The sequence below is a fragment of the Persicobacter sp. CCB-QB2 genome, from assembly GCF_001274635.1.
In the GTDB taxonomy this organism is placed as follows: Bacteria; Bacteroidota; Bacteroidia; order Cytophagales; family Cyclobacteriaceae; genus Persicobacter; species Persicobacter diffluens.
In genome coordinates, this window is the sequence record NZ_LBGV01000001.1 from 2,816,557 (window position 1) to 2,842,168 (window position 25,612).

General features: G+C 42.6%; 21 protein-coding genes and 1 pseudogene. 14 read left to right on the forward strand and 8 right to left on the reverse strand.

The window, feature by feature from the left end; all coding sequences use genetic code 11:
- Positions 1–45 precede the first annotated feature (45 nt).
- The 5 genes from NG22_RS12430 to NG22_RS12450 form a co-directional block, all read right to left on the reverse strand.
- On the reverse strand, positions 46–402 hold the full coding sequence (locus tag NG22_RS12430) for a hypothetical protein (protein WP_157601062.1): 357 nt from the start codon (positions 400–402) through the stop codon (positions 46–48).
- Positions 403–522: 120 nt separating this feature from the next.
- Complete coding sequence (locus NG22_RS12435; protein WP_053406020.1) at positions 523–1,338, reverse strand: alpha/beta fold hydrolase; 816 nt, start codon at positions 1,336–1,338, stop codon at positions 523–525.
- A gap of 159 nt (positions 1,339–1,497) precedes the next feature.
- Positions 1,498–2,280, reverse strand: a complete 783-nt coding sequence (locus NG22_RS12440; RefSeq protein ID WP_053406021.1) for a ZIP family metal transporter — start codon at positions 2,278–2,280, stop codon at positions 1,498–1,500.
- A 312-nt stretch (positions 2,281–2,592) separates the two neighbouring features.
- Positions 2,593–3,339: a class I SAM-dependent methyltransferase gene (locus NG22_RS12445; protein ID WP_053406022.1), complete on the reverse strand. Its 747-nt coding sequence runs from the start codon at positions 3,337–3,339 to the stop codon at positions 2,593–2,595.
- Between the two features lie 102 nt (positions 3,340–3,441).
- Complete coding sequence (locus tag NG22_RS12450; protein WP_053406023.1) at positions 3,442–4,530, reverse strand: FAD:protein FMN transferase; 1,089 nt, start codon at positions 4,528–4,530, stop codon at positions 3,442–3,444.
- 270 nt (positions 4,531–4,800) lie between these two features.
- Between NG22_RS12450 and ruvB the strand changes: the two genes are divergently transcribed.
- The 4 genes from ruvB (at position 4,801) to NG22_RS12475 (ending at position 8,579) form a co-directional block, all read left to right on the forward strand.
- Positions 4,801–5,835: a Holliday junction branch migration DNA helicase RuvB gene (ruvB, locus tag NG22_RS12455; protein ID WP_053406024.1), complete on the forward strand. Its 1,035-nt coding sequence runs from the start codon at positions 4,801–4,803 to the stop codon at positions 5,833–5,835.
- Positions 5,836–5,844: 9 nt separating this feature from the next.
- Positions 5,845–6,774, forward strand: a complete 930-nt coding sequence (gene queG / locus NG22_RS12460; RefSeq protein WP_053406025.1) for a tRNA epoxyqueuosine(34) reductase QueG — start codon at positions 5,845–5,847, stop codon at positions 6,772–6,774.
- 834 nt (positions 6,775–7,608) lie between these two features.
- The gene (locus tag NG22_RS12470; RefSeq protein WP_053406027.1) at positions 7,609–8,022 is read left to right on the forward strand and encodes a hypothetical protein; all 414 of its coding nucleotides are present in this window, start codon (positions 7,609–7,611) and stop codon (positions 8,020–8,022) included.
- Positions 8,023–8,027: 5 nt separating this feature from the next.
- Positions 8,028–8,579, forward strand: a complete 552-nt coding sequence (locus tag NG22_RS12475) for a hypothetical protein (RefSeq protein WP_053406028.1) — start codon at positions 8,028–8,030, stop codon at positions 8,577–8,579.
- A gap of 55 nt (positions 8,580–8,634) precedes the next feature.
- Here the strand turns inward: NG22_RS12475 and NG22_RS12480 are convergent, their stop codons facing one another.
- On the reverse strand, positions 8,635–8,814 hold the full coding sequence (locus NG22_RS12480; RefSeq protein ID WP_053406029.1) for a hypothetical protein: 180 nt from the start codon (positions 8,812–8,814) through the stop codon (positions 8,635–8,637).
- A gap of 108 nt (positions 8,815–8,922) precedes the next feature.
- Between NG22_RS12480 and NG22_RS12485 the strand changes: the two genes are divergently transcribed.
- The 4 genes from NG22_RS12485 (at position 8,923) to NG22_RS12500 (ending at position 13,977) form a co-directional block, all read left to right on the forward strand.
- A complete protein-coding gene (locus NG22_RS12485; RefSeq protein ID WP_253275690.1) occupies positions 8,923–10,404 on the forward strand; it encodes a BatD family protein in 1,482 nt (493 codons plus the stop codon).
- A gap of 279 nt (positions 10,405–10,683) precedes the next feature.
- Entirely contained in the window at positions 10,684–11,778 is a 1,095-nt protein-coding gene (gene aroC / locus NG22_RS12490; protein ID WP_053406030.1) for a chorismate synthase, read from the forward strand.
- Positions 11,779–11,952: 174 nt separating this feature from the next.
- Positions 11,953–13,284 (forward strand): dicarboxylate/amino acid:cation symporter, encoded by a 1,332-nt coding sequence (locus tag NG22_RS12495; protein WP_053406031.1) that lies wholly within the window; start codon positions 11,953–11,955, stop codon positions 13,282–13,284.
- Between the two features lie 84 nt (positions 13,285–13,368).
- A complete protein-coding gene (locus NG22_RS12500; RefSeq protein ID WP_082305077.1) occupies positions 13,369–13,977 on the forward strand; it encodes a NifU family protein in 609 nt (202 codons plus the stop codon).
- A 425-nt stretch (positions 13,978–14,402) separates the two neighbouring features.
- Here the strand turns inward: NG22_RS12500 and NG22_RS12505 are convergent, their stop codons facing one another.
- Positions 14,403–16,445 (reverse strand): S9 family peptidase, encoded by a 2,043-nt coding sequence (locus NG22_RS12505; protein WP_216597624.1) that lies wholly within the window; start codon positions 16,443–16,445, stop codon positions 14,403–14,405.
- Between the two features lie 708 nt (positions 16,446–17,153).
- Here NG22_RS12505 and pyk point away from each other — a divergent pair.
- The 4 genes from pyk (at position 17,154) to NG22_RS12525 (ending at position 22,252) form a co-directional block, all read left to right on the forward strand.
- Entirely contained in the window at positions 17,154–18,572 is a 1,419-nt protein-coding gene (pyk, locus tag NG22_RS12510; protein WP_053406033.1) for a pyruvate kinase, read from the forward strand.
- Between the two features lie 174 nt (positions 18,573–18,746).
- Positions 18,747–20,714, forward strand: coding sequence for a gliding motility-associated C-terminal domain-containing protein (locus NG22_RS12515; RefSeq protein ID WP_053406034.1), 1,968 nt, complete (start codon positions 18,747–18,749; stop codon positions 20,712–20,714).
- Between the two features lie 122 nt (positions 20,715–20,836).
- Positions 20,837–21,175 (forward strand): YbaB/EbfC family nucleoid-associated protein, encoded by a 339-nt coding sequence (locus NG22_RS12520; RefSeq protein WP_053406947.1) that lies wholly within the window; start codon positions 20,837–20,839, stop codon positions 21,173–21,175.
- 66 nt (positions 21,176–21,241) lie between these two features.
- Positions 21,242–22,252: a glycosyltransferase family 2 protein gene (locus NG22_RS12525; RefSeq protein WP_053406035.1), complete on the forward strand. Its 1,011-nt coding sequence runs from the start codon at positions 21,242–21,244 to the stop codon at positions 22,250–22,252.
- 13 nt (positions 22,253–22,265) lie between these two features.
- Here the strand turns inward: NG22_RS12525 and NG22_RS17440 are convergent, their stop codons facing one another.
- Entirely contained in the window at positions 22,266–22,484 is a 219-nt protein-coding gene (locus tag NG22_RS17440; RefSeq protein ID WP_072159071.1) for a PspC domain-containing protein, read from the reverse strand.
- 147 nt (positions 22,485–22,631) lie between these two features.
- Here NG22_RS17440 and NG22_RS12530 point away from each other — a divergent pair, with 147 nt between their 5' ends.
- The gene (locus NG22_RS12530; protein WP_053406036.1) at positions 22,632–24,413 is read left to right on the forward strand and encodes a M48 family metallopeptidase; all 1,782 of its coding nucleotides are present in this window, start codon (positions 22,632–22,634) and stop codon (positions 24,411–24,413) included.
- A 176-nt stretch (positions 24,414–24,589) separates the two neighbouring features.
- Positions 24,590–25,566, forward strand: a pseudogene (locus NG22_RS12535) (pyruvate dehydrogenase complex E1 component subunit beta).
- Positions 25,567–25,612 lie beyond the last annotated feature (46 nt).

The window sequence follows — 25,612 nt, forward strand, 5'->3', positions numbered from 1 at the left end:
GCCTTTAATAGACTTACCCTGCTGCTTTCATTAGGTTATTTTCAATTATACGTTACCGTAGTGCAGCAACATATAAAGTAAAAGCAATGTAAATGAACCAGCCGATATACCGGCCAGCACTGCATTCTTCTTTCGAAAACCGATGATTCCCAGCGGAGTTCCTACCAGAACGATCGCCAACTTCAAAAAGAATAGGTGATTCCCAAATAAGCCGGAGGCCATCCATAAGTATAATCCTGTAAGCAAGACTAATGTCCCCAGTATCATGTCGGCTACTTTTGTTTTAGCGCGGAGCGCATCCACTTTTTGCGGAGCCGCCAGCATCATCACAAATTTAAAGACAATCCAAAGGGTAAAAAGGATGACTACAGTCGTATGTAAATGCTTTATTCCTGTAAGCATAAGGGTTGTGGTTATGATTGTAAGGTTTTTGTTGCTCCTTGGAGCATTGATTGTTATGCAAATATATTACAATCCCTACATAATCCGTAGCAGGCAGGAAAAAATCGTAATCCGATAATTCTATAATCGCATAGGCTTGGCGTGTTGCCCTAAAAATGCCAAAGCCTCTTCATTAAAAAAGGCCGGCGCCTCCACATTACAAACATGCCCACAATCTTGTGCCACCTTCAATAGCGAATTAGAATGCCGTGCGACCATTTCCTTTACCGGCTGCAGGAACATATGATCCTGCGCACCCATAATGTAAAGGATAGGGGTTTTGATTTCCTTTTCTCCAAAAAGCTTCAGCAGCGGATTCACCTCATTGGTCAGCTTAAACCAGCGAAGAAATTCTTTTTGTGCCAACTTTCGGGCTTCCCTAATAAATAAGTTTCTGGACTCCTTATGATTGTTTTGTGGCATAATGATAAATGCCAAAATGGAATACAACCACATATAAGGTACAAAGCGTTTGGTCCATTCGGCTATGCGAATCAAAAATCGACTGCTCAGCTTCAGTCGGGTTACTGCGCCCCCCATAATCATGCTGGTGACCATTTCCGGTCGAATTTCAGCAATGGTTCTGATGACAATCGTCCCTAAGGAAATACCGACAAAATGCGCCTGCTTCAATCCAAGATGATCCATCAGCCTGATCACATCCTCGGCCACACTATTAAAAGTGTATTGCGTATCTACCAAATTCTGAATAATCTCCTTGGATTGTCCGTGTCCCCGCAGGTCTAATAATAGAACATTATATTGTTTTTTAAACTCCCGCAACTGCTTGAACCAGATGGAAGAACTTCCCCCGGCTCCATGCACAAAGACCACCCAATCGTGTTGATCTGAAAGTTTAAATATTTTATGATGTAATAAAGCGCTCTTCTCCCTCATACAATTTTGCTGTTAAAACACCGGTCAGTGAATAACTCTTAGACCACTGCCTGCCTTATTTGTAACAGTTCGTTAACGCTTTTTGCCGAAAAAAATTAACATTCTTCCAAAAAGCATTCGCTTCAATGGACATTTCGGACAAACAACGTCAATGTATGTTTAAAAGGGAAAAAACTCCGTACTTACCGCAATCAGGGAACCTAAAAGCATTGCTCCAAAGCCTTTCCAGCTTTTATGCGCTTTCCCCGTATTTTCAAAGAAAATAGTACTGGAAATATGTAAAAAGCTACCGGTTACCAAGGCAGAGATCCATCTCAGGTGTTCATCCTCCACCCAGCTGGCATCCCCTAATGCATGCGCCATCAACGCCCCCACCGGAGAGGCCGCCGCAAACAACAGCAAGATGACAATGGTGCGGTTCTTCATGGTTTTTCCATGATTCAGCAAAGCGGTTAAAGCAAATGCCGCCGGTAATTTATGAAGCATAATTCCCAGCAATAGGTTATTGCCGTGATAATGCCCGTGAGATAACTCATGCCCGCTTAAAGCTCCATGGCCTAGCATTGCCCCTTCCAGAATAGAGTGAATCCCCAAACCAATCAATAACACCCAGGGGGACAGCTTATCCTGATGACCATGCCCACCAGAAGCATGAAAATGTCCGTGTTCTATCCCTCCGGAAAGTTTTTCCAAAATTACCTGAACGAAAAAGCCCATCAGAATCAAGCCTCCTAATAAGGTTTCATCCATCAGGCTGTGATCATGGCCGGCATCAAAATGGAATAATTCCGGAATTTGGTGCACCACCGTGAGGGCAAATAAGTAGCCTCCGGCAAAATTGAGTATTTCTCTAAAATCAGGTTTGAACTTTTTAGAAATCCAAGGTTGGGCGAGCCCCGCTAAAAGCGTAGCAAAAAAGAGAACCGATAAGGTTAGCCACATATATAATTAATCCTAAAATCCTGTTTATCGCAACAAGGTGGCAAGTTAAGGGAATTTTATGAAATCATATTCATTAAAATAAAGATTCCTTTAGCCGAATGGCGCACAGTCCGCAGCAGTAAACTAAAGCAATATTCTTATTTACTGATCATTAAAGCTGTTTTTTTGATTTTTTTAAGCCGGATTATTCCTGCTTAAATCCTCCTTAGCTACAAGGCCGGAAAAATGAAGGAATTTTCCCTATTACATTTTTTTCCGAGGCAGCAGAGGAATGAGGCTTTAAGCGTAATCCGTCATGGTTAAAGTCTCCAGTTAAGGTCTCCTGGCCACAAATATCATCCGGTCAGACTTTTGGGCATCATATTCATTAAGGTAATAATCCCCGTAAACCTGCTGCACCTCTAAACCCGCCGCTTCAAAATATTGGATAAATTCTTTCTTGGAAATGGCTTTCACTCTCTCCTGAAAGTGAAAAGGACGATTCTCATCCTCGAACCAGATATCCTTCACAATAAAATTCTGATCGTCTACCTGTCGGGTAATACAGAAATTAATCTCCTCCACGGTCTTACGTTCCCGACCCACCAAATTGCTGATCACTTTTTCCGGATTCAAAAAATCCAAGACAAAAACACCCCCTTTTTTCAAAGCTTGTGCTGCACTTTCAATGGCCTGCTGATTTTGTTGTTCTTCTGCGAAATAACCAAAGGAAGTAAAAAGGTTCAGCACATAATCAAATTGCTTCACGCCCTCCGCGAATACCTTGCGCATGTCATGGATATAAAAATGCAAGTGACTATTTCCGGACTGCCGGGCAGCTTCCACATTTTGGGCGGAAAGATCCAGACCGACCACATCGAAACCCAATTTATTTAAATAGATACTGTGCCGCCCTTTTCCACAGGCCAAATCCATCACTTTTGCTTGCTTTGGAAAAGCCAGTTTTTCCACCAGTCGACTGATGAATTGTTGGGCTTCGGTATAATCCCGGTCTTTGTATAAAATATGGTAATAAGGAGAATCAAACCATTCTCCAAACCATTCTTTTTTTGTTGTCATCCTTGAAACTGTCATAGAACAATTCTCTGGCAATAAGTAAGCTATTCCAATAAATATCCCCCATGGGAATTTATCAATTAAATTTTTAAGAATATTATCCTTTTATCGAATGTTGACCATGGCTTTTTCAGCACCCTTGGTCGCATAAATCTTCATTTTTCCTTCTTCATCGGAATAAATCAAATACCCCTCCAAATCAGGCTGGCTTTCCAGTATAGCAATGGATTTCTCTACTCCCATCACCATAAAAGCCGTTGCGTAGGCATCTGCCAGCATGCAGTTTGGCGCCAAAACCGTCGCACTGAGTAGACTCCTTTGCACCGGATAACCCGTCTTTGGATCAATGGTATGGGCATATTTCACCCCATTTTCCACATAGTAATTGCGGTAATTTCCACTGGTGGCCATCCCCTGATTTTCCACTTTTATAGCGGCATACAATTGACGCTTAACGCCCCGTTCAGCTAATTCTTCTGACGTTAGGGGCTCATCAATCCCGATAACCCATGGCATATTTTTATCGCTCAATCCATGGCAAACTACTTCACCACCAATCTCTACCATTAAATGCTCCACCCCCTGTGCTTTTAAATAATCAGCAACTACGTCCACACCATAACCTTTGGCCAAAGCGTTAACGTTCAGCTGTACTTCCGGGCGTTCTTTTTTTACCTCTTCCTGATCAAATACAATGGAGGGAAAGTCCAGCAATGCCAATAAACTATCCACCTTTGCCTGGCTCATCGTCGTACGGTCCCCGGCACCAAAGCCCCAGGCTTTTGCCAGAGGACCAATAGTAGGATCAAATGCCCCGTCTGTTATTTCATAGACCTCTTTGGAAGCCTCTAATACCGGATAAAAATAAGGACTTTTATATTTCAGCGCCTGCTCCCGGTTAAACTGTGAAATCTCGGAATCAGGGATATAAGTAGAAAGTGCCTGATTAAAATCCAAAAGCACGGAGTCTACCTGCTGTTTATAATTACGCTGGCCCTCATCCAAATACTTGATATGATAGGTGGTACCCATGGTGTTTCCCTCAAAATAGACCAGTTTGGAAGCGTTCTCTGCCAAATCCTGACCATATTTTCGCTCGCGATATTGCTGAACGGCAAACATAAGCCCCAATAACACAATGGGGTATATTAATGATTTGGTATTAAAGCGTGGTCGGTTTCCTTGATTACTCATGATTATTAACAATTTCACTGCAAAAATAAGGGCTTATTGTCCTGATTCCCAAAAAGCATGACTTTTGTTGTGAATTTATTGCCTGTATTCCCCAAAATCAGAAAAATAGAGGGAGGAAAAAGAAAGCAAAAACCATATTCGCCAAAAAAATGTCATAATTTCCGCCACTCTTGATGGATAAATTTTTCCTAATCCTTATTTTTGCGCCATCCATATTTTGGATAACTTCGATTTGAAGCGAAAACATTTGTTGAATTAAGGCCAGAACGCATGCGCGAAGACTATTTAAGCGGAGACGAAGAACACTTAAGTCCCAAAGAGAAAGAATTTGAGAAGGCGCTTCGACCGCTAAGCTTTGCCGATTTTACCGGGCAGGAGAAGGTTTTGGAAAACCTGAAGGTCTTCGTTAGCGCTGCTAAAAAACGTAACGAGCCATTGGATCATGTGCTTTTACACGGCCCTCCGGGCTTAGGAAAAACCACCCTATCGCACATCATCGCCAATGAACTGGGCTCCAACATTAAGGTCACTTCCGGGCCTGTTTTAGACAAGCCCTCTGATTTGGCAGGCCTGCTTACTAATCTGGAGGAGCATGATGTACTATTCATCGATGAAATTCACCGATTAAATCCGGTGGTAGAAGAATACCTGTATTCCGCTATGGAGGATTATAAAATCGACATCATGCTTGATTCCGGACCTAATGCACGCACTGTGCAGATTGGCCTGAACCCATTCACGCTTATTGGCGCCACCACCCGCTCCGGTTTACTTACCGCTCCACTGAGAGCGCGCTTTGGTATCAATGCCCGCCTGCAATATTACGATGCCCAGCTGCTGACCAAGATCGTGGAGCGCTCCTGTCATTTGTTAGGGACTCCTATTGATGAGGAAGGCTCCTACGAAATTGCCCGTAGAAGCCGGGGGACCCCAAGGATTGCCAACAACCTGTTGCGCCGCACCCGAGACTTTGCTGATATTAAGGGAGATGGAAACATCAATATGGACATTGCCCAAATGGCATTGGAAGCCCTGGACGTAGACCATAATGGTCTGGACGAAATGGACAACCGCATTCTGAGCACCATCATCGAAAAATTCAAAGGAGGACCGGTAGGCATTAGCACCATTGCCACCGCTGTGGGAGAAGAGGCAGAAACTATTGAGGAAGTTTATGAGCCATTCCTGATTCAGGAAGGTTATATTAAGAGAACTTCCCGAGGACGGGAATGCACCCTACTAGCCTATGAACATTTAGGGATCAGCCCACAACAAGACGCTACACAGGGATCATTATTTGGATAATATTCAGCTTTGAACAATACGGCAGCACATACCGCCATCCTAAAAGAGGAGGCAAAAAGACTAGGATTTAATTTTGTAGGCATTGCCCGGGCAGATTTTTTAGAAGAAGAAGCCCGCCCACTGGAACAATGGCTAAAAAATGGCTACCAGGGAAAAATGCAATACCTGGAAAATCATTTTGACAAAAGACTGGACCCCCGAAAATTAGTCGAGGGGGCAAAATCAGTGGTTTCTTTAGTCTATAATTATTTCCCTCAGGAAGATTTGGCCCAGGCTGGAGCATATAAAATTGCCAAATATGCCTATGGGAAAGATTACCATTTCATCATTAAAGACAAGCTAAAGGAGTTGATTTCCCAACTACAGGAGCGAATTGGGGAAATTGATGGACGGGCTTTTGTGGATTCTGCTCCGGTAATGGAAAGACAATGGGCGCAGAAATCAGGTTTGGGCTGGATTGGAAAAAACAGTTTGCTGCTCAATCGCCAAATGGGAAGTTTTTTCTTTTTAGCCGAACTCATCATTGATCTGGAACTGGAACCGGATGTGCCCCTGGCCAAAGATTATTGTGGCAGCTGCACCCGATGCATTGATGCCTGCCCAACTGACGCCATCACCCAGGCGGGCGTTGTTGATGGCAGCAAATGCATTTCCTACCTCACCATTGAGCTTAAAGATAGTATCCCGGACACCTTCAAAGGACAGATGGAAAACTGGATTTTTGGTTGTGATATTTGCCAGGACGTGTGCCCATGGAATCGATTTTCTAAACCTCATCAGGAAAATCAGTTTTATCCACATCCTGCCCTGAAAGATATGCACAACAGGGACTGGGAAGAACTAAGCCGGGAGCTCTTCAATGAAATATTCCGAAAATCAGCGGTAAAACGCACAAAATTAGAGGGTTTAAAACGAAACATTTCTTTTATAAAGGAGTAGCCACACGCTCAAATTCGCCCTTTTAGCTTTCCAATCTTCACACTTATCCACCAAAATAGTGGATTGTGGAAAACTATTGTGGAAAAGTTGGGCAAAATCCGCCATTACCCACACTTTTCTCCTGAATTTTTAGATTTTCGCCAATTTTTCGTCTAAAAATCGAACTTTCTGAAGTTTAGATGTGGATAACTGGTATACGAACTTTGATTTTCGAACTCTCAACTTCTTAAGTGTGGATAAATAAGCCGTGATCTATAATTTTCGAAATAGCATTTAAGCAGAATTAGGCCGGATTATTCATGCTTCCATCCTCTTTTAGCTGCAAGGCGGGAAAAATGAAGGAATAGTCTCCTATTTCGAGTTTTTTCCAACGAAGCAGATGAATGAGGAGAAAGCAAGCTTGCCCAAATTTGGGCTATTATAAACTAGAGAAAATAAATTATAATAAACTGAATTCAAGTCGCTTACACTTAGTTGATAAATTTAGCGGTGAATAACTCGGGTTAGGCATGCTCAAATCCTCCTCTAGCGGCAAGGCGGTAAAAATGAAGAGGAAGGTTCCTATTTCGAGTTTTTTCCAACAAAGCCAATGAAGGAAGGGATAGTAATTTACCCAATTTCGGACCATCAAAATCAACGATAACGAACTGATCATAAACTCCTTGATCAGCCCCGAGACCTAATAGGTGGGCAATTCGTGTTAATTTTTCCCAGACCAGCATATCTCCCTTTAAATTCCAGTACTTTTTCCGTCAGATGGCCGTTAAAAAAATGAGGTTTTGTATACCCGACAGTTTTTTATACTTTTAATCTACATTGTGCTATTTAAATTATATGAGAGTTTTAGAGAACAAACCATTCATTTGGATTGCCTCCACCTTATTGCTTTTGCTTTTATCCTGCATTATTCCTGAAAAAGCCAGTGCACAGGTTTTAACCCCTAATACACAGGCTCCGGGCATGCAGTATTCGAAAAAGAAAGAAAAGCAAATAAAGAAGGCAGAAAAGAAAAGGCAAAAAGCCTTGAAAAAGGCTCAAAAAGATGGAAAACTATCCAATTCTTTTGATCAGGCCGTCATTGAAGCTAAAGAAAGGCAGAAGCAGAACGCCATTAAAAGAGCCCGGATGGAAGAAGAAATGAAAAAACCGCAATATTCGGATCCCTCTTATTTCGGACATAAAAAGAAACCGAAAAAAAGACCCCCCGGGAAAAAGAAATATTGTAAGGAATGTGAAATGTACCACTAAATTTTATGCTTAACGTACGCTATTCTAATATTGTAGCGACTGCCGAAATTGATGCACAAAAACTGGAAAACCAGCTCCAAAAGCAGCCTTCCTCCAAAACGGAAATGCTTTTTGTGGCTCCATTTTGGGCAAAAAAAGCCCTTAGAGATGCAGTGGACAAAGAAAAAGTAGGCGTCATTTTGGACTTTCCCTATGGCAATAGCCGGTCAGAAAGCATTCTGACCGGGGCACAAATTGCACTGAAAGAAGGTGCTAAACATGTCGCCATCACTTACCCCTATGGCGCTCATGCTTCCGGGATGAATTGGCCCAAAATTCTTTTTGCCCAGCTGTCCAAATTAGTGCATTCCAATGAAAGCCTGCTTTGGGTATACCTGGACACCGCTCACCTGCCCGAACCCCTATTGGCACAAGCCCTAAACTGGATCAAAAATGCCGGGGTAGACGGAATAATTTTAAGCCAAGATCAGGGAAACCATCCGGTAAATCAGCAAACAATAGATTTTACCCTGCAAACCTTAGCCCCTCAATTATGGGTGCATTTATTCCAAAAATGACACAAAAAACCCCAAGGGAAAAATCCATTGGGGTCTGTAAAGTCTTTGGGGTAGGTTATGCGAAAGCCTCATTCAGAATGCTTCCGTATTGGTCACCGTATTCGCGATAACACCAGTTTTGAAGAGCTAGTTTTTCCACAGGCACACAATATCCAAGTGCTTTGATCAGTTCTTTTCTAAAAAGATAGGGATCGAAGCTTACTTTAGACAAAATAGTCTTGCAATAATTTAGCATGTTAATAAATTTAGTCCCACCAATGAAGGTGTTTTAAAAAGATTATTATTTAGGGGATTTAATAAATGTCTTACTTTTGTAAGAACTCAAAAAAGTAATTGTTTTTGCATGCGCTGTAATTCAAAAATATCTTATGTACTTTTTCTGGTAGGATTGATGCTTCTACCGCAGTATACGATGGCACAGGATGAAAAGGTTTCAATCATTTTGGGATCTTCCGACATCGGTATGAATCAAATGTACACCATTACCATTCAGGTAGAGAATGGAAGGCTAAAAGGATACTCGGACTTCCCTGAAATTGAAGGGTTTGTCATGAGAGGAACTTCCTCTTCCAGTTCCACCAACATCGTGAACGGGCAAATATCCTCCACCCAAAAACTTACTCAAAACTATGCCCCCATGCGGGAAGGGACTTACCGGCTCTCGGCCTTTGAAATGACGGTAAATAATCAAAAGATTTCCTCCCCGGGCGGCACGATCAAAGTTGGCCCTGCCAAACAACAAAGTCGCCAGCGAGGATTTGATCCTTTTGGAGATCCTTTTGGGCGTGACCCCTTCGATGATTTTTTTGGTCGAAACAACAGCCAGCCGCAGGAATTTGTGGACGTAAAAGAGGATGCCTTTTTTGCTTTGTCTACCAGCAAAGAGGAGGTCTATGTCGGGGAAGGCTTTAACTTAAGCCTGGCCTTTTATGTGGCAGCCAATAACCGCGCCCCTATGGACTTCTATCAGCTTCCCGAGCAGGTGGCCGAGATGACCAAGAAGATCAAACCAGCTAACTGTTGGGAGGAGAACTTTAATATTGACCGCGTACAGGGCGTTCCGGTCACCATCAACGGCAAAACCTATACCCAGTACAAATTGTATCAGGCGACTTATTTCCCTTTGAATACCGGAGAAATTGATTTCCCTTCATTGGAATTGAAAATGATCAAGTACAAGGTGGCCAAGCAACAGTCCTTTTTTGGCAGAAATCGAAAAGAAGATTTTAAATCTTTCCGTTCCAGATCCAAAAAAGTAAAAGTAAAGGAGCTTCCTGATCATCCACTCAAAGACAAAGTGGCGGTAGGCCGATACCGATTAACGGATAAATTAAGCCTGAAAGAACTGGATGCCGGTAAAAGTTTTGAATATGCATTTACCGTATCCGGCAGAGGCAATATTGCCGCCATTGATCAACCGATACAGGCAGATAATAAAGACATTGAATTTTACCCCCCCAACATTCGTCAGAATATCAACCGGAATAACAACCGAGTGACAGGTTCCAAAACCTTCACTTTCTATGGTATTCCGCGCGAACCGGGCGAGTACAACTTGGGTGACTTCTTCCAGTGGATTTACTTTGATCCGGACAAGGAAACCTATGACACCCTTCGTCCAAAGGAAACCATCAAAGTCACCGGGAAAAGCCAACAGTTCCTGACGATTGAATCTAATCAGCTGGGAAGTTTCTATGACAAAATCAATTTAGAAAGCAATGATTTAAAACCATTGCAATCGCCTAATTATTGGAGATGGATCGGGAACACCCTCATCCTGCTATTAATGGGAACCATGGCATTTTTCCTGATTCGGAAGCCGTAGACCGAAATATTCATAGTTAAATCCTCCATGACCTGTAAGGCGGAAAATAAGGAAGGAATTTTTCCTATTTCGAGTTTTTTCCAATGAAGCAGATGAAGGAGGAGAAGGCAAGCGCAGCCCAATTTGGCTGATTGATAAATTAGCTAACCAGTAAAACAAATTGATAATGAGCTCCTTGGCATAAAACCTAAGTCAGACTGTGAATAATTCGGCACAGCACCTTGAACACCAGGCCTTCGGGCCAATGAACGCACACATAAAAATTTAAGCATTTCGACCATGGGAAATATTTTTGGACGAAAATTTCGCATCACTACCTTTGGGGAATCCCACGGCAGAGGGTTAGGCGTCACGATAGACGGATGTCCTGCCGGAGTTCCCATTGATGAGGAATACATTCAGACGGAATTAGATCGCCGTCGCCCGGGTCAGTCAAAAATCACCACTCAACGCAAAGAGGGAGATAAAGTGGAAATTCTTTCGGGAGTTTTTGAAGGACTGAGCACCGGCACGCCAATTGGCATGATCATCATGAATCAGGATCAGAAGAGCAAAGATTATTCGCATATCGCAGAATCTTTCCGTCCTTCCCATGCCGATTTCACCTATCATGAAAAATATGGCCATCGCGATTACCGTGGTGGGGGGCGTAGTTCTGCCCGGGAAACTGCCGCCAGAGTAGCGGCAGGAGCCGTTGCCAAGAAAATGTTGGCTCATTTTGGTATAGATTTCAAAGCCTGGGTTTCTCAGGTAGGCCCACTGAAGCTGGATAATCATTACCAGGCGCTGGATCTTTCCGCCATTGAATCCAATATCGTTCGCTGCCCGGACGGGAATATGGCTGAAAAAATGATCGAGCTGATTGACGATACCCGTAAAAAGCGGGATACCATCGGCGGCGTCGTTTCTGCTGTAATTTCCGGAGTTCCTGTAGGACTGGGAGAGCCGGTGTTTGATCGTTTAAATGCCGAATTAGGCAAAGCCATGTTAAGCATTAATGCGGCCAAAGGTTTTGAATATGGCAGCGGATTCGAGGGGGTGAGCATGTATGGTTCGGAGCACAATGATAAATTCTTCACGGATGAAAATGGGCAGGTAAAAACTGAAACCAACTACTCCGGTGGTATTCAGGGAGGCATCTCCAATGGACAGGATATTTTCTTCCGGGTAGCTTTCAAGCCGGTGGCCACCATTATGATTGATCAGGAAAGCATTGATATACACGGCGAAGCCGTAACGGTCAGCGGAAAAGGAAGACATGACCCCTGCGTGGTCCCAAGAGCCGTTCCCATAGTAGAAGCCATGGCCGCCTTGGTCATTGCAGATCATTTCATGCTGAACCAATCTACACGTTTGGATCAGTTAAAAGCCTGATAAAAAAGGGAGCTATCTTAAAATGGCTCCCCTTTTTGTTTAAAAACAGGGCTTTATTGGATTCTTCCAAAAATGTTTGGAAAGCCCGGTGGTATTGCGTAAAATCAGCGTCCCTGAAAGGGCCTTGGTCTTTTTGAGGCATATTTATTAGTTATTACATTCCCCTTTTTTTAGATGTTCAAAAAAATCCCACTACATAGCCAGATCTTTTTAGGTTTAATTCTGGGCCTGGTCGTAGGCTTAACCTTTATTTTCACCAATGTTCCGCAATGGATCACCCTGGAGCTAATAAAGCCGATAGGTGAAATATTTGTGCGCGCACTGAAAATGGTGGCGGCGCCACTGGTCATTGCATCCCTGATTTGTGGTATCGCTAACCTGAGTGATATTTCCAAGCTTAGCCGTATGGGCACCAAAACCATTGGTATTTATATCCTGACCACCACCTTTGCCATTACCATCGGTTTGGTCACGGTTAATTTACTACAGCCGGGTAAGCTAATTTCCCCTAAAACCCGCTCAGATATTGAAGCCAAATATTCACAGGATGTTAAGGCTAAAAAAGAACAGGCAGAAGAAGTTAAAGAACAATTGGTCTTGCAGCCATTAATTGAAATGGTGCCGGAAAACTTTGTAAAAGCAGCTTCGGAAAACAGCCGGATGTTACAGGTAGTTTTCTTTGCCGTATTATTCGGTGTGGCTTTATTAAAAATTCCGGAAAATAAACGCAGCCCGGTAGTCGCCTTTTTTGATGGACTCAACCATGTGGTGCTCAAGATTATTGACTTTATCATGATCATTTCTCCATACGGGGTATTTTCTTTGATCTGTACTTTATTGGTGGAAGTGGCCGGAGATGATCCTAACAAGGTTTGGGGAATCCTCAAGTCTCTTGGTTTTTATGCCCTGACGGTTATCATCGGCTTGCTGATCATGGTATTGGTGGTATACCCCATGCTATTGAGGATCTTTACCCGAAAAAATTTCAGCTATAAAGCATTCTTCAAAGGCATTGAAAGAGCCTTGCTTTTAGCTTTCAGCTCCAGCTCTTCAGCGGCAGCCCTTCCGATCACTATTGAGTGTGTAGAAAAAGAATTTGGGGTATCAGAAGAGGTGAGCTCCTTTGTTTTGCCACTAGGCGCTACGATGAATATGGATGGCACTTCCCTTTATCAGGCAGTGGCGGCAGTATTTATCTCCCATGCTTTGGGCTATGATCTGAGCCTTGGTCAACAATTGACCATTGTTTTCACCGCCCTATTGGCCTCAATCGGCTCTGCGGCAGTTCCTGGCGCTGGACTGATTATGCTATTGATCATTTTGGAATCAATCGGAGTTCCTTCTGCCGGTTTGGCACTTGTTTTAGGCCCGGACAGAATTTTGGACATGTGCCGTACGGCTGTCAATGTAACTGGAGATGCGACCGTTTCCATGATTATTGCCACTACCGAAGGAGAAAAATTAAAGATACTGGAAGACAAAAAGGAAACGGTAGAAGTAGAATAAGTCAATGGCAATAAATGTCGGTGGCATAACCGATTAAGGCCAAAATATTGCTTAGATTTGTATTAAAATAGAACATTCATAACCATGGAAAATAACCAAGGATACGATCGCGATAAAATGTACGAAAAGGTGGTGACCATTTATTTGGAAGCCAACCCTAACCCTAATTCTTTGAAGTTTGTCACCAGTATGATGCTGGTGGATGGGATGGAACAATACGATTTTTCTGATATGGAAAATGCAGCCCCATGCCCTTTAGCGCAGGAATTATTTGGTTTCCCATTTGTGGAGCGCGTTTTTATTAGTTCCAACTTCATTACCATTTCCAAATCTGCGGAGGTAAACTGGGAAGAAGTGCAGGGCGCATTAAAAGACCATATCATTGATTATTTACAATCCGGTAAAGAGCTTTTCTCCAAAGAAGCATTGGCCGCACAGGAAGTCTCCAAAGGGGAAGAAACTGAGATTGAAGGAAAAATCAAGATGATTTTGGATGAGTATATTCGTCCGGCTGTGGAATCAGACGGCGGGGCAATCACTTTCCATTCTTTCCAAAATGGCGTGGTAAAAGTATTATTACAAGGAGCGTGCTCAGGCTGCCCGTCTTCGACCATTACTTTGAAACAGGGTATTGAGAACTTATTGAAGCATCAGCTTCCGGAAGTTCAGTCCGTAGAGGCGGTAGGAGTTTAACCCGAATTATTCACCGCTAAATTAATCGACTAAGCATAAGCGGCTTATTTTTAGTTCGTTATAATTTATTTTCTTTAGTTTATAATTGTCCAAATTTGGACAAGCTTGCTTTCTCCTCATTCATCTGTTTTGTTGGAAAAAACTCGAAATAGGAAACTATTCCTTCATTTTTTCCGCCTTACAGCTAAACGAGGATTTAAGCCTGAATAATCCGGGTTAAAAAATATATTGCTAAGAAAAATCCTCCCTGAACTTCATCAGGGAGGATTTTTTGTATTCAACCATTTGCAAACTGCCGGGCCCGAATTTGGGCGAGCTTGCTTTCTCCTCTTTTTCAGCTTTGATGGGAAAAACTCGAAATAAGAAAAATCCCTCCATTACTCCCCCTAGCAGCTAAACGAGGACTTCAGCAGGAGTAAATCTGGCTAATTATTGGTCATTCCCATTTGATCCAACAAGAAGGCATATTCTAAAGCCGTCTCTTTAAATTTTCGGAATCTACCGGAATTCCCTCCATGACCAGCCTCCATATTGGTATGCAATAAAATCGGATTATCATCTGTCTTTAGCTCCCGCAATTTGGCCACCCACTTGGTCGGCTCCCAATATTGCACCTGCGAATCATGAAAACCGGAGGTTACTAAAACAGCCGGGTAAGCCTTGGCCTCCACATTATCATAAGGCGAATAAGACAACATATATTCGTAATAAACCTTATCATTCGGATTTCCCCACTCCTCATATTCTCCAATCGTCAATGGGATGGACTCATCCATCATGGTCGTCACCACATCCACAAATGGTACAGCGGCAATCACTGACTTGAACAATTCAGGTCGCATATTCATCACAGCTCCCATTAACAAACCACCGGCCGAGCCTCCCATGGCAGACAATTTCTCCGGAGAAGTATATTGGGCTTCCACTAACCAATCTCCCGCGGCGCAAAAATCTTCAAAGGTATTCTTCTTCTTCAGAAATTTACCATCCTCATACCAGGCTCTGCCCAAAGTCTCTGATCCACGAATGTGCGCAATGGCATATACAAATCCACGGTCCAGCAAACTTAAACGAACGGAGCTGAAAAAGGGATCAATGGAATAACCATAAGAACCGTAACCATAAAGCAGGGTGGGATTTTGTCCATCTTTCTTTAAGCCCTTTTTATATACAATGGACATGGGCACCATTTTGCCGTCATGCGAAGGGAAATTGACCCGCTCGCAGACATAGTCTTCCGGATTGTATCCCCCCACCACTTCTTGTTCCTTTTTCAGCTCTCTGGCTTTTGTTTTCATATTAAAATCAAAAACCGAGGATGGACGCGTCATAGAAGAATAGCCATAACGCAGAATTTCCGTATCAAAATCAAGATTAGAAGTGGTATAAGCGACATAGGCCGGTTCATCAAAAGGAATAAAATACTCTCCCTTGCCATCCCAACGCTTCACGTTGATTTGAATCAAGCCCTCTTTACGCTCACTGACTACAAGGTAATCCTTGAAAATCTCGATATCCTCCAGCAGCACCTCCTCCCGGTGTGGAATCACCTCCACCCAGTTTTCCACACTGGTAGCGGTTTCAGGCGTTTTCATCAGGCGAAAATTTTTCGCTTCCAGATTGGTACGAATGTAAAAATGATCCTCATAGTGATCAATCCCATATTCCAGCAAAGGCTTTCTTTCCTGGAACATCCGGAATTCGCCTGTTGGATTATCTGCCTCTAAAATCTGAAATTCAGCAGAAGTAGTACTCGAAGAACCAATTACTAAATACTTCTTGGATTTCGTTTTGTAGATGAAAGTATCAAATAGACCATCTTCCTCTTCATATACCAACACATCCTCGGACACCGGACGCCCCAATTCATGGCGGAATGTGCGGTTAGCCCTGAGCGCCTCATCCTTCAGTGTATAGAAAAGCGTTTTATTATCATTGGCCCAGGTGATGTTGCCCACCGTTTCAGGAATACGATCCTCCAGAATCTCCCCTGTTTCCAGATTCTTAATACGGATATCATAATTCCGGCGACCAACGGTATCCTCGCTAAAAGCAATTAGCTGCCTGTTGGTACTGATCTCCCAATCGCCCATGGCGTAATAGGAAGTACCCTCCGCCAATTCATTTTGATCCAACAAAATCTGCTCTTCCGCCTCCATACTCCCCTCTTTGCGGCAGTTTATCGCATATTCTTTCCCTTTTTCGTATCGGGTATAATAATAATACCCTTCAAAATAAACAGGTACGGAGCTATCATCCTGCTTAATTCTCCCAACAATTTCATTATATAAGGTTTCCTGAAGTCCCTCGGTGTGTTTCATCACCGCTTGGGTATAGTCGTTTTCTTGATTCAGATAATCCACAACTTCCTGATTCTCGCGATCACGCATCCAGTAGTAATCATCGGTGCGCTGATGTCCGTGAGCTTCAAGAACCTGTGGTATTTTTTTGGCAACGGGTGCTTTCATAGGTGCCTCTTTTTTATTGTTCATACATCCCAATGAAAATGTCATCATCAGGAAAAGCCCAAAGGTCGTTCTTTTTGAAAAAATTATCATAGCATATTTTTAAGAATTAATACTTCTAAGATTTTCAATAAAAAATATACGAAATATTAAAATTCCCACCTAAAAAGCCTGCCTAATAATCGAAAAATGACTAATAACATTATTAATTACCCGCAAAGCAGATATATGTCATTTGATAGTTTTAAAGTACTGTATTCCAAAAGGCAAATTCTTTGAAAATTAATATTCTCTCATCATCTTCTCATGGATTTTTATTGTCAATTAAAGACAAAACCCCTCAATCCTATGTTAAAAACCAAACTACACCCCCTCTCCTTAATTACAATATTATCAATTTATTAAAGGTAAAATTGGCGTATTTTGCATATCCCATTAAAAAACAAGGGAAAGATTGACCTGATTGAAAATCAACTCTTTTTTACGCTGGGAATTAGGCGCTCAATCTTCTTTTATTTAAATTTGCACCGGTTTTAGAGCACCATCCATTTTTGGAAAATGGAGAAAAGTACAATCCTGATCAAAAAGGATTTAAAAAAAATCTCTAAATACCTCTATAGGTTTTACTTACCTCAAAAAAGTTAAAACCATAACCACCATTAGGATGGTTTAGCATACAGAAAAGCTGGAAACATTTAATAAAACATTTTTATGAAAAACACGAAAATCGTTGCTACGATCTCTGACCGTAAGTGTGATATTCCATTCTTGACAGAGATGTATAACCAAGGTATGAACGTTGTTCGTATCAACACTGCACACCAAACTTTCGACGACTCTATGCGCGTTGTTGAAAACGTTCGTGCTGTATCTGACAAAATCGGTATCTTGGTAGACACTAAAGGTCCAGAAATCAGAACAACAAAGATCGATGAAGAATTTCGTGTGAAGCCTGGTGATGAGGTATTCATGGCGGGTGATCCGGAAGGTATCTCAACTCGTGAGTTGGTATACGTTAACTACGCTGGTTTCGTAGAGGATGTACCTGCAGGTTCTCGCATCTTGATTGACGACGGTGATGTTGAATTCATCGTTAAAGAAAACCTAGGCGACAAATTGTTGTGTATTGCACAGAACTCTGGTCCTGTAAAGTCTAGAAAGTCTGTAAACATTCCTTCTGTACACGTGAAATTGCCTTCTATCACTGCAAAGGATAAAGGTTATATCGAGTGGGTAGCAGATAACAACATCGATTTCGTAGCACACTCTTTTGTACGTAACGCAGCTGACGTTATCGCAGTACAAGAGATTTTGGATGCTAAAGGATCTGATGCTAAAATCATCGCTAAAATCGAGAACCAGGAAGGTGTTGATAACATCGACGAAATCTTGGATCACGCACATTCGATCATGGTAGCACGTGGTGACTTGGCTGTTGAGATTCCTCAGGAGCGTATTCCAATCACTCAAAAAATGATCATCGACAAGTGTATCGCTCGTCGTAAGCCTGTAATCACTGCAACTCAAATGTTGCACACTATGATTGAGAACCCACGTCCAACTCGTGCGGAGATCTCTGACGTAGCGAACGCAGTTTACGATGGTACTGATGCGGTTATGCTTTCTGGTGAGTCTGCTTATGGTGACTACCCAATCGAGGCGGTAAAAACAATGGCTTCTATTGCTGAGGCAACTGAGAAATACGAAGGTTTCAAGAAAGACACTGAGTTTGTTGTATTGAACAACGACATCTCTGCATTCGTAGCAAAATCTGCTTACTATGCGTCTGAGAACTTGAACCCAGCGGCAATCATCACTGATTCTGCTAACGGTCGTACTCCTCGCGCTATCGCGGCTTACCGTCCAAAAACAGCTATCTTCGCCAAAGTTTACGATGAGCGCGTAATGCGTGAGTTGTCTTTGACTTACGGTGTTCACGCTTCTTTCTTGGCAAAAGGTGATGATTCTGATGCTTACATCAAAGAATCTTTGGCTGAGTTGAAAGAGAAGAACATGGTAGAGCAAGATGATCGTTTGGTAGTTGTAGGTGGTAACTTCGGTGACTTCCACGGTGCTTCTTTCTTGGAAGTAGCTACAGTTGAGAACATCGAGTCTAACTTGAAAAAATAATCCTTCGGGATTCACAATATTAAAGGCTGCCTTCGGGCAGCTTTTTTTTTGCCCTGATCTTCCGCAGTTGGCGCATTTCTGCTCGATTTCCTCCGCTCCTTAATTTTTTCTTGTTATTTTTCGAAGTAATATTCGTATCATTTCAATACAAGCCCCTGTAACCCACATTTTTCTTTGAAGCATTTCATTCTATATATTTTCTGTTTTATCCTCTTTCCCGTTGCCCTGAAAGCGCAAGTTCTTTCGGACAAAGAGTCTTTCAGTGTGGACAAAAATATCTTGTGTGCAGGAAGCAAATTAGTTATTCAGGATAACCCATTGGGAAATGATACCGGTGGGGCAGATGTGGTCATCAGCTATTATCAAGACGACTATACCATACTTGAAAATGCCATTTTCAGAGAATCAAATGGCGCCCCCAAGGCTTTCAAAGTGGGAGACCTTATCGGGGATGGACTTCACGGAGAAAATGACTTTAATCCACAAAAATCATTCACATTGATTCGAGTGAGACAGGCAGGGCCAGGAGGAACATTGGACATCGATTCCTTACAAATTTCCATCACCGTTGATCCTCCTCAATTCTCCATTTTTCAATGCCCCAACAGCACTGATAATGAGGTAGTCCTTTTTTTTGACGAAAGTCAAAAAGCGAATTTCAACCGAATCATTGTAGAAAGCCCCGTTGCAGACGAATTTTTACTGGAAGACACCCCTAGGAGATATGATAATTTCTCCGCCGGAGCTACCACCTTTACCATCAGAGGAGATTTTGGAGAGGTGGGAGACACCATGGATGATGCCTGTAAACGAGGGAGGACCTCCAAAATCATCGAAGACAATTATGACATTCCCTCCCCGAAGGAGGTCAGCCTGAGTGTCACGGCACAATCCGAAACCGATGGAGCGATAGCCATCACTTTTAGCGGAGATACCGAACGATACCCTTACTTTTATGATCTCCCTAAGGAGGATCCGGTATTGGCGGTTAACAACACCATCCTGGGCGAGGACCTTAATACGCAAAGCTCCCTAAGCTTTTCCCTCTATGCTTATGATTTCTGTGAATCTGAAAGCTATGGCGACATTCGCACGCTTCATACTATTGCCTTAAATGCGGCATCTCAAAAAGGCTTTAACGAGGTAAAAAATACTTACGCGGGTACTGATAAACTGTCCCTTGAAAAAAATGGGGAGGACTTTCAGGAATTCGAGCCGAATGCCATTATAGAAGACAGGTCCGTTGACTGTGGCCTTTTATACCAGTATCAGGCACTGGCCACTAATGATAATGGTACTTCCCGTTCCGTCCTCAGCCCGGAAATTACCGGAAATTCCGATCAGGCCGCCACCATTCGTTATGTGGTAGCAACCGTTTCGGATGACGCCCAAATTGAAATTATGGGAGAAGAACCGGTTGCACAGGCTACTTATTATCTGGAAGTGGGCACAAATAAAGAAGAAAACACCGAACACCTGTTCTCCTTTGAAAATCTCAATCCTAATGAGCAAGCCCATTGCTTTACCTCCAGCCTGTTGGACGAATGTGATAATCTGTCTGTCCCCAAAAATTCCTGTACAATTTTCGTGGAGAGCGAACAACTTTCCGCCAAAAGGATGGCTTTTAAGTGGACAGATTATGTGGGTTTTTCTGTGGACGAATATGAGTTGTACTTACTGGATCAGGACTTTCAGCTACTGCAAAGCATTAATGCCGGCATATTTACACGTGATGAAATCAATTTGGAAGAAATCTCAGAGGAAACCACCTTTGCCCAAATTGCAGCCATCAATAATGCCGATAATTTAACTGCCCTTTCCAACATCATCTCTATCGATTTTGAACCGATCATTCGCTTCCCTAACGCTTTTACGCCCGATGGAGATGGCCTGAATGATGTTTTCACCTATGTAGGCACCTCTCCTTTGGAAAAATTCGAACTGGTGATTTTTAACCGTTGGGGAGAAACCATATTCGCCCTCAGTGAAACCCAAAATATAGCGGGTGGCATCAGACCCGGCTGGAACGGCACCTACAAAAATGAAAAAGCGCCAGCTGGCACTTATTCTTATCGCGCCAAGCTGACTACCACTGATGGAAAAACGCTGGATTTCAGCGGAATGCTCCAATTAATCCGATAAATAAGCTGACAGGCCATAAATAAGCACGAAATTTGTTAGCTTTAGGCAAATTTGGGGTCTGGAAATTCTTTTTTCAATTTTTCAGCCCCTTTAACGATAGAACCAAAAATAAAAGCGATACTATGTTCGACATGATGAAAATGATGGGCAAAGTGAAAGAGGTGCAAGACCGTGTTCGCGAAGCTCAGGACCGCTTAGGAAATATTACAGTAGAAGGTGAATCCGGCGCCGGTATGGTAAAAGTGGTGGCCAACTGCAAAAAGCAAATTGTAAAACTGGACATTGATGATTCCCTAACCGGAGCGGAAAGCAAAACCATTCTTTCTGACCTTATCGTGGCGGCGGTCAACAACGCCATGGATAAAGCAGATGAAACGGCTCGCGAAGAAATCAAAAAAAGCACCGAAGGTATGATGCCGAACATTCCAGGCATGGACCTATCCAATATGTTTGGAGGATAAACCTATTAAATATTCTTAAAGAAACGGCCCTGTGTCGTTTCTTCATTTTTTCACGCGCTTCTTTTCATGACTGCATCTGTAGCCATTGTCATCCTCAACTATAACGGACGAACCTTCCTTAACAAATTCTTACCCAACGTACTTCAGCATGCAGAAGGCGCCGAGGTCATTGTGGCTGACAACCAGTCTACCGATGACTCTGTTGCTTTTATGCAAGCAACTTTTCCGCAGGTAAGACTGATCATTAATAAGGAAAATGGCGGGTTCGCCAAAGGCTATAATGATGCATTGAAGCACGTGGATGCGGACTATTACGTACTGCTCAATTCTGATGCAGAAGTAACAGCAGGCTGGCTCACGCCCATTATTTCCTTTATGGAGGAACACCCAAAAGTCGCTGCCTGCCAACCCAAAATCATGGCCTATCACAATCGGATAACCTTTGAATATGCCGGAGCGGCAGGGGGTTACATTGATTATTTAGGTTATCCTTTTTGCAGGGGAAGGCTGTTCGATACTTTAGAGGAGGATGAGCATCAGTATGATGATATTCGAAAGGTTTTTTGGGCAACAGGATGTTGTATGTTTTTGAGATCCAGCACCTTCCATGAATTCAATGGATTTGATGAGGATTATTTCGCCCATATGGAAGAGATCGATCTTTGCTGGAGGATGAACAATGCGGGCTACGAAGTGTTCTATCACGGAGAATCAAAAGTATATCATGTTGGTGGAGGAACTTTACCCAAATCAAACCCACGTAAAACCTACCTCAATTTCCGCAATTCACTCATTACCCTCTATAAAAACACGAGGCGAAGACACCTTATACAAAAATTGTGTCTTCGATCCCTACTCGATGTGGTGGCCGCCACCAAATTCCTGTTTTTTGACTCGAGGGCCGACGCAATGGCCGTTTATCGAGCACAGTGGTACTTTTGGTCCCGATTACCCAAGTGGCAGTCCAAAAGAAAAAACCTTAAAAGAAGCAATAAGGCATGTTTGGATTTGATTCTTCCAAAATCGATTGTCCTTTTGTATTATTTAAAAGGTAAAAAAAGTTTTAAAGATTTGTGAAATTAATTTAAATTCAGGCATAAATTATTGGATTATTGTGCCTTCTTAAATTTCTGCGAATATTTTTCCAGAAAGCAAGGATAAGATAAAGCACTAATGGAGATCCAGCGGTAAGACAGGAAAGATACATAAAACTTAGTCGAACGCTGAAAACGGAAATCCCCATTTTTTGAGCGATGGAAGTGCAGACTCCAAATGCATAATCTTCTATGAAGTATTGTATTTTTTTCATTTTTTATTGGCTGATATCTAATGCGATATTCGGTTGGTAAAGATAAAAGTTACAATCGAGATGATTTTTTTTTACTATTATTGCAATAGTAAGCATATACCGATATTTTCGCACGAATGCAACCTTTATAATTAAACGAAGATAGAAATGAGAAAGCTTGTTTTTCCTGCCGCCGTACTAGGCGCCATGATGATGTCAGGTTGTTCTTTGAACAAAATGGCTAAAATGGCAAAAGACCAGGAATTGACAGTAACTCCGAACCCATTGGAGGTTCATGCAGATACTGTACAATTCGAAATGTCAGCAGTTTTGCCTGTTAAAATGTTAAAGCCAGGCCTAGAGTATCAGATGGAGCCATCTTACAATTACGGTGAGAAGTCTGAAACACTAAGCGCTGTCACTTTGAAAGGTGATGACTGGGCTGATAAAAAAGATCAGAACCCACGTTTGTCTGAGTCTTTCGCTTTTGCTTACAATGATGAAATGTCTTCTGGTGAGTTGGCGATCGCAGGTAAGGCTGTCGACCCTAAGAAGAATAAAATTAAGGAAGGTCCGGTTCTTCCAGTAGCTAAAGGTGTTATTACTACTTCTCAATTGGTAGAAGATGTATACGCTCCTGCTTACTTGTTCCACGGATACAACAACCAAGAGGAATTGATCCCAACAAACGTTGAGTTCTTCTTTACTCAGGGTTCTTCTGTATTGCGTTGGTCAGAGAAAACTTCTGAGCGTGGTAAGTTCTTGGATGCTTTCGTAGCAGACAAAAACGTAACCCGTACGGTAATCATTACTGGTACTCACTCTCCAGAGGGTACAGAGCGCAATAACTCTCGCTTGGCGGAGAATCGTGCTACGGTAATCGAGAAAGAATACCGCAAATTGATGAAGCGTTACGACTACAAAGGCACTGCGGATTCTATCAAATTCGTATTGAAGCCAGTAGTAGACGATTGGGCGGAATTCAAAAAAGAATTGGAAGCTTATGATGGCGTAGACGCTTCAGTGAAGTCTGAATTGTTGTCTATCGTTAACGGTGCAGGTTCTTTCGAAGAGAAAGAGAAGCAAATGCAAAAAGTTAACGGATACCGCAAAGTATTCAAGGATGTTTATCCTAAGTTGCGTACTGCAAAAACTGAGATCTTGACTGTAAAAGAAAAGAAAACAGATGCAGAAATCGCTACTTTGTCTAAGCAAATCCAAAACAACAGTGTAAACGCTGATACTTTGAGCTTGGAAGAGTTAATGTACTCTGCTACTTTGACTCCTTCGGTTTCTGAGAAAGAAGCTATCTACGCTGCTGCCACTAAGAAAGCGGATAGCCACATTGCGCACAACAACTTGGGTGCTGCTTACTTGGCTTCAGCTGCTGAAGCAGAAGGTTCTGCTCGCGCTGAGATGGTAGAGAAAGCAATGACGCAGTTCGAATTGTCTAACCGCAAGCAAGAAACTGCTGAAGCTACTGCTAACATGGCGGTTGCTGCTTATTTGGCTGGTGACGACGTGAAAGCTTTCAACTTGATTGAGAAAGCTTACGCTATGGGTCTTGAGTCAGAAAACGCAAAATCTTTGGCTGGTGTGAAAGCTGCTTTGGAGATCAAGCGTGCAAAATATGCTGACGCTGTAGCTTCTTTGGCAAATGCTGATGACGCTGCTGCTAACCTTTACAACAAAGGTTTGGCTCAGCTATTGAACAAGCAATATGACGCTGCTGTAGTTTCTTTCCAGGAAGCTGCTGAGAAAGACAGCAACTTTGCTGCTGCATTCTATGGCGAAGCCATTGCTAACGCTCGTGCAGGTAAAGAAGATGCTGCTATCGCAGCTTTGAAGAAGTCAGTAGCTGCTGAGCCAGAGATGGCCAAAAAGGCGGTTAACGATTTAGAATTCTCTAAATTCTCTGCTTCTGAAGCATTCCGTAACGCATTGAAATAAGGCGAATTTTCGCTGTTTCAGCAATATTAACAAAGCCCTCAGCCATTCGGTTGAGGGTTTTTTATTATCAAAGGGAGAATATTTTTTTTTCATTCCATTTCGCTTATTTTTACGCCACATTACCCGCCAGGGTATTTAACAAACAATGCACAATAACCTAATTCAAAATAATAACCATGAGACAAATCCAGTTTCGAGAAGCACTACGTGAGGCGATGAGCGAAGAAATGCGTCGCGATGAAACCATCTTCCTAATGGGAGAAGAGGTGGCCGAATACAATGGTGCTTATAAAGTGAGCCAGGGAATGCTGGACGAGTTTGGACCAAAACGTGTCATTGACACCCCAATTACGGAAGCAGGATTTACCGGTCTGGGGTAGGTGCTGCCATGAATGGCATCCGTCCGATTATTGAGTTCATGACTTTCAACTTCTCTTTGGTAGCAATTGACCAGATTATCAACTCTGCTGCAAAATTGAAGTCGATGTCCGGTGGACAAGTAGATGTGCCGATCGTTTTCCGTGGAGCAACGGGTAATGCAGGTCAGTTGGCTGCTCAGCACTCGCAAAACTTCGAAAACTGGTATGCCAACACCCCTGGATTGAAAGTGGTGGTTCCTTCTAACCCAAAGGATGCTAAAGGACTTTTAAAATCTTCTATCCGTGACAATGACCCGGTGATCTTCATGGAGTCAGAATTAATGTACGGTGACAAAGGAGAGGTGCCTGAGAGCGAATACCTGATTCCAATCGGTACGGCTAATGTTGTAAAAGAAGGTACAGACATTACCTTGTGTTCTTTCGGTAAAATGATGAAGGTAGCGATTCAGGCTGCTGAAGAAATGGCGAAAGAAGGCATTAATGTAGAAGTGATTGATTTGCGCACTGTTCGTCCTATTGACTGGGCGACCATCATTACTTCTGTGAAAAAAACCAATCGTTTGGTGGTACTGGAAGAGGCATGGCCATTGGCTTCTATCTCCTCAGAAATTGCTTTCCACGTATCCAAAAACGCTTTTGACTATTTGGACGCTCCTGTTACCCGAGTAGTTTCTGAAGACGTTCCGGTGGCTTATGCAAAATCATTATTGGAAGCGACCGTCCCTAATGTAGAAAAAACCGTTAAAGCTATTAAGGAAGTGCTTTATCGTTAATAATATTTATTTTCATATATAAAAGCGCACCTCTGGGTTGCGCTTT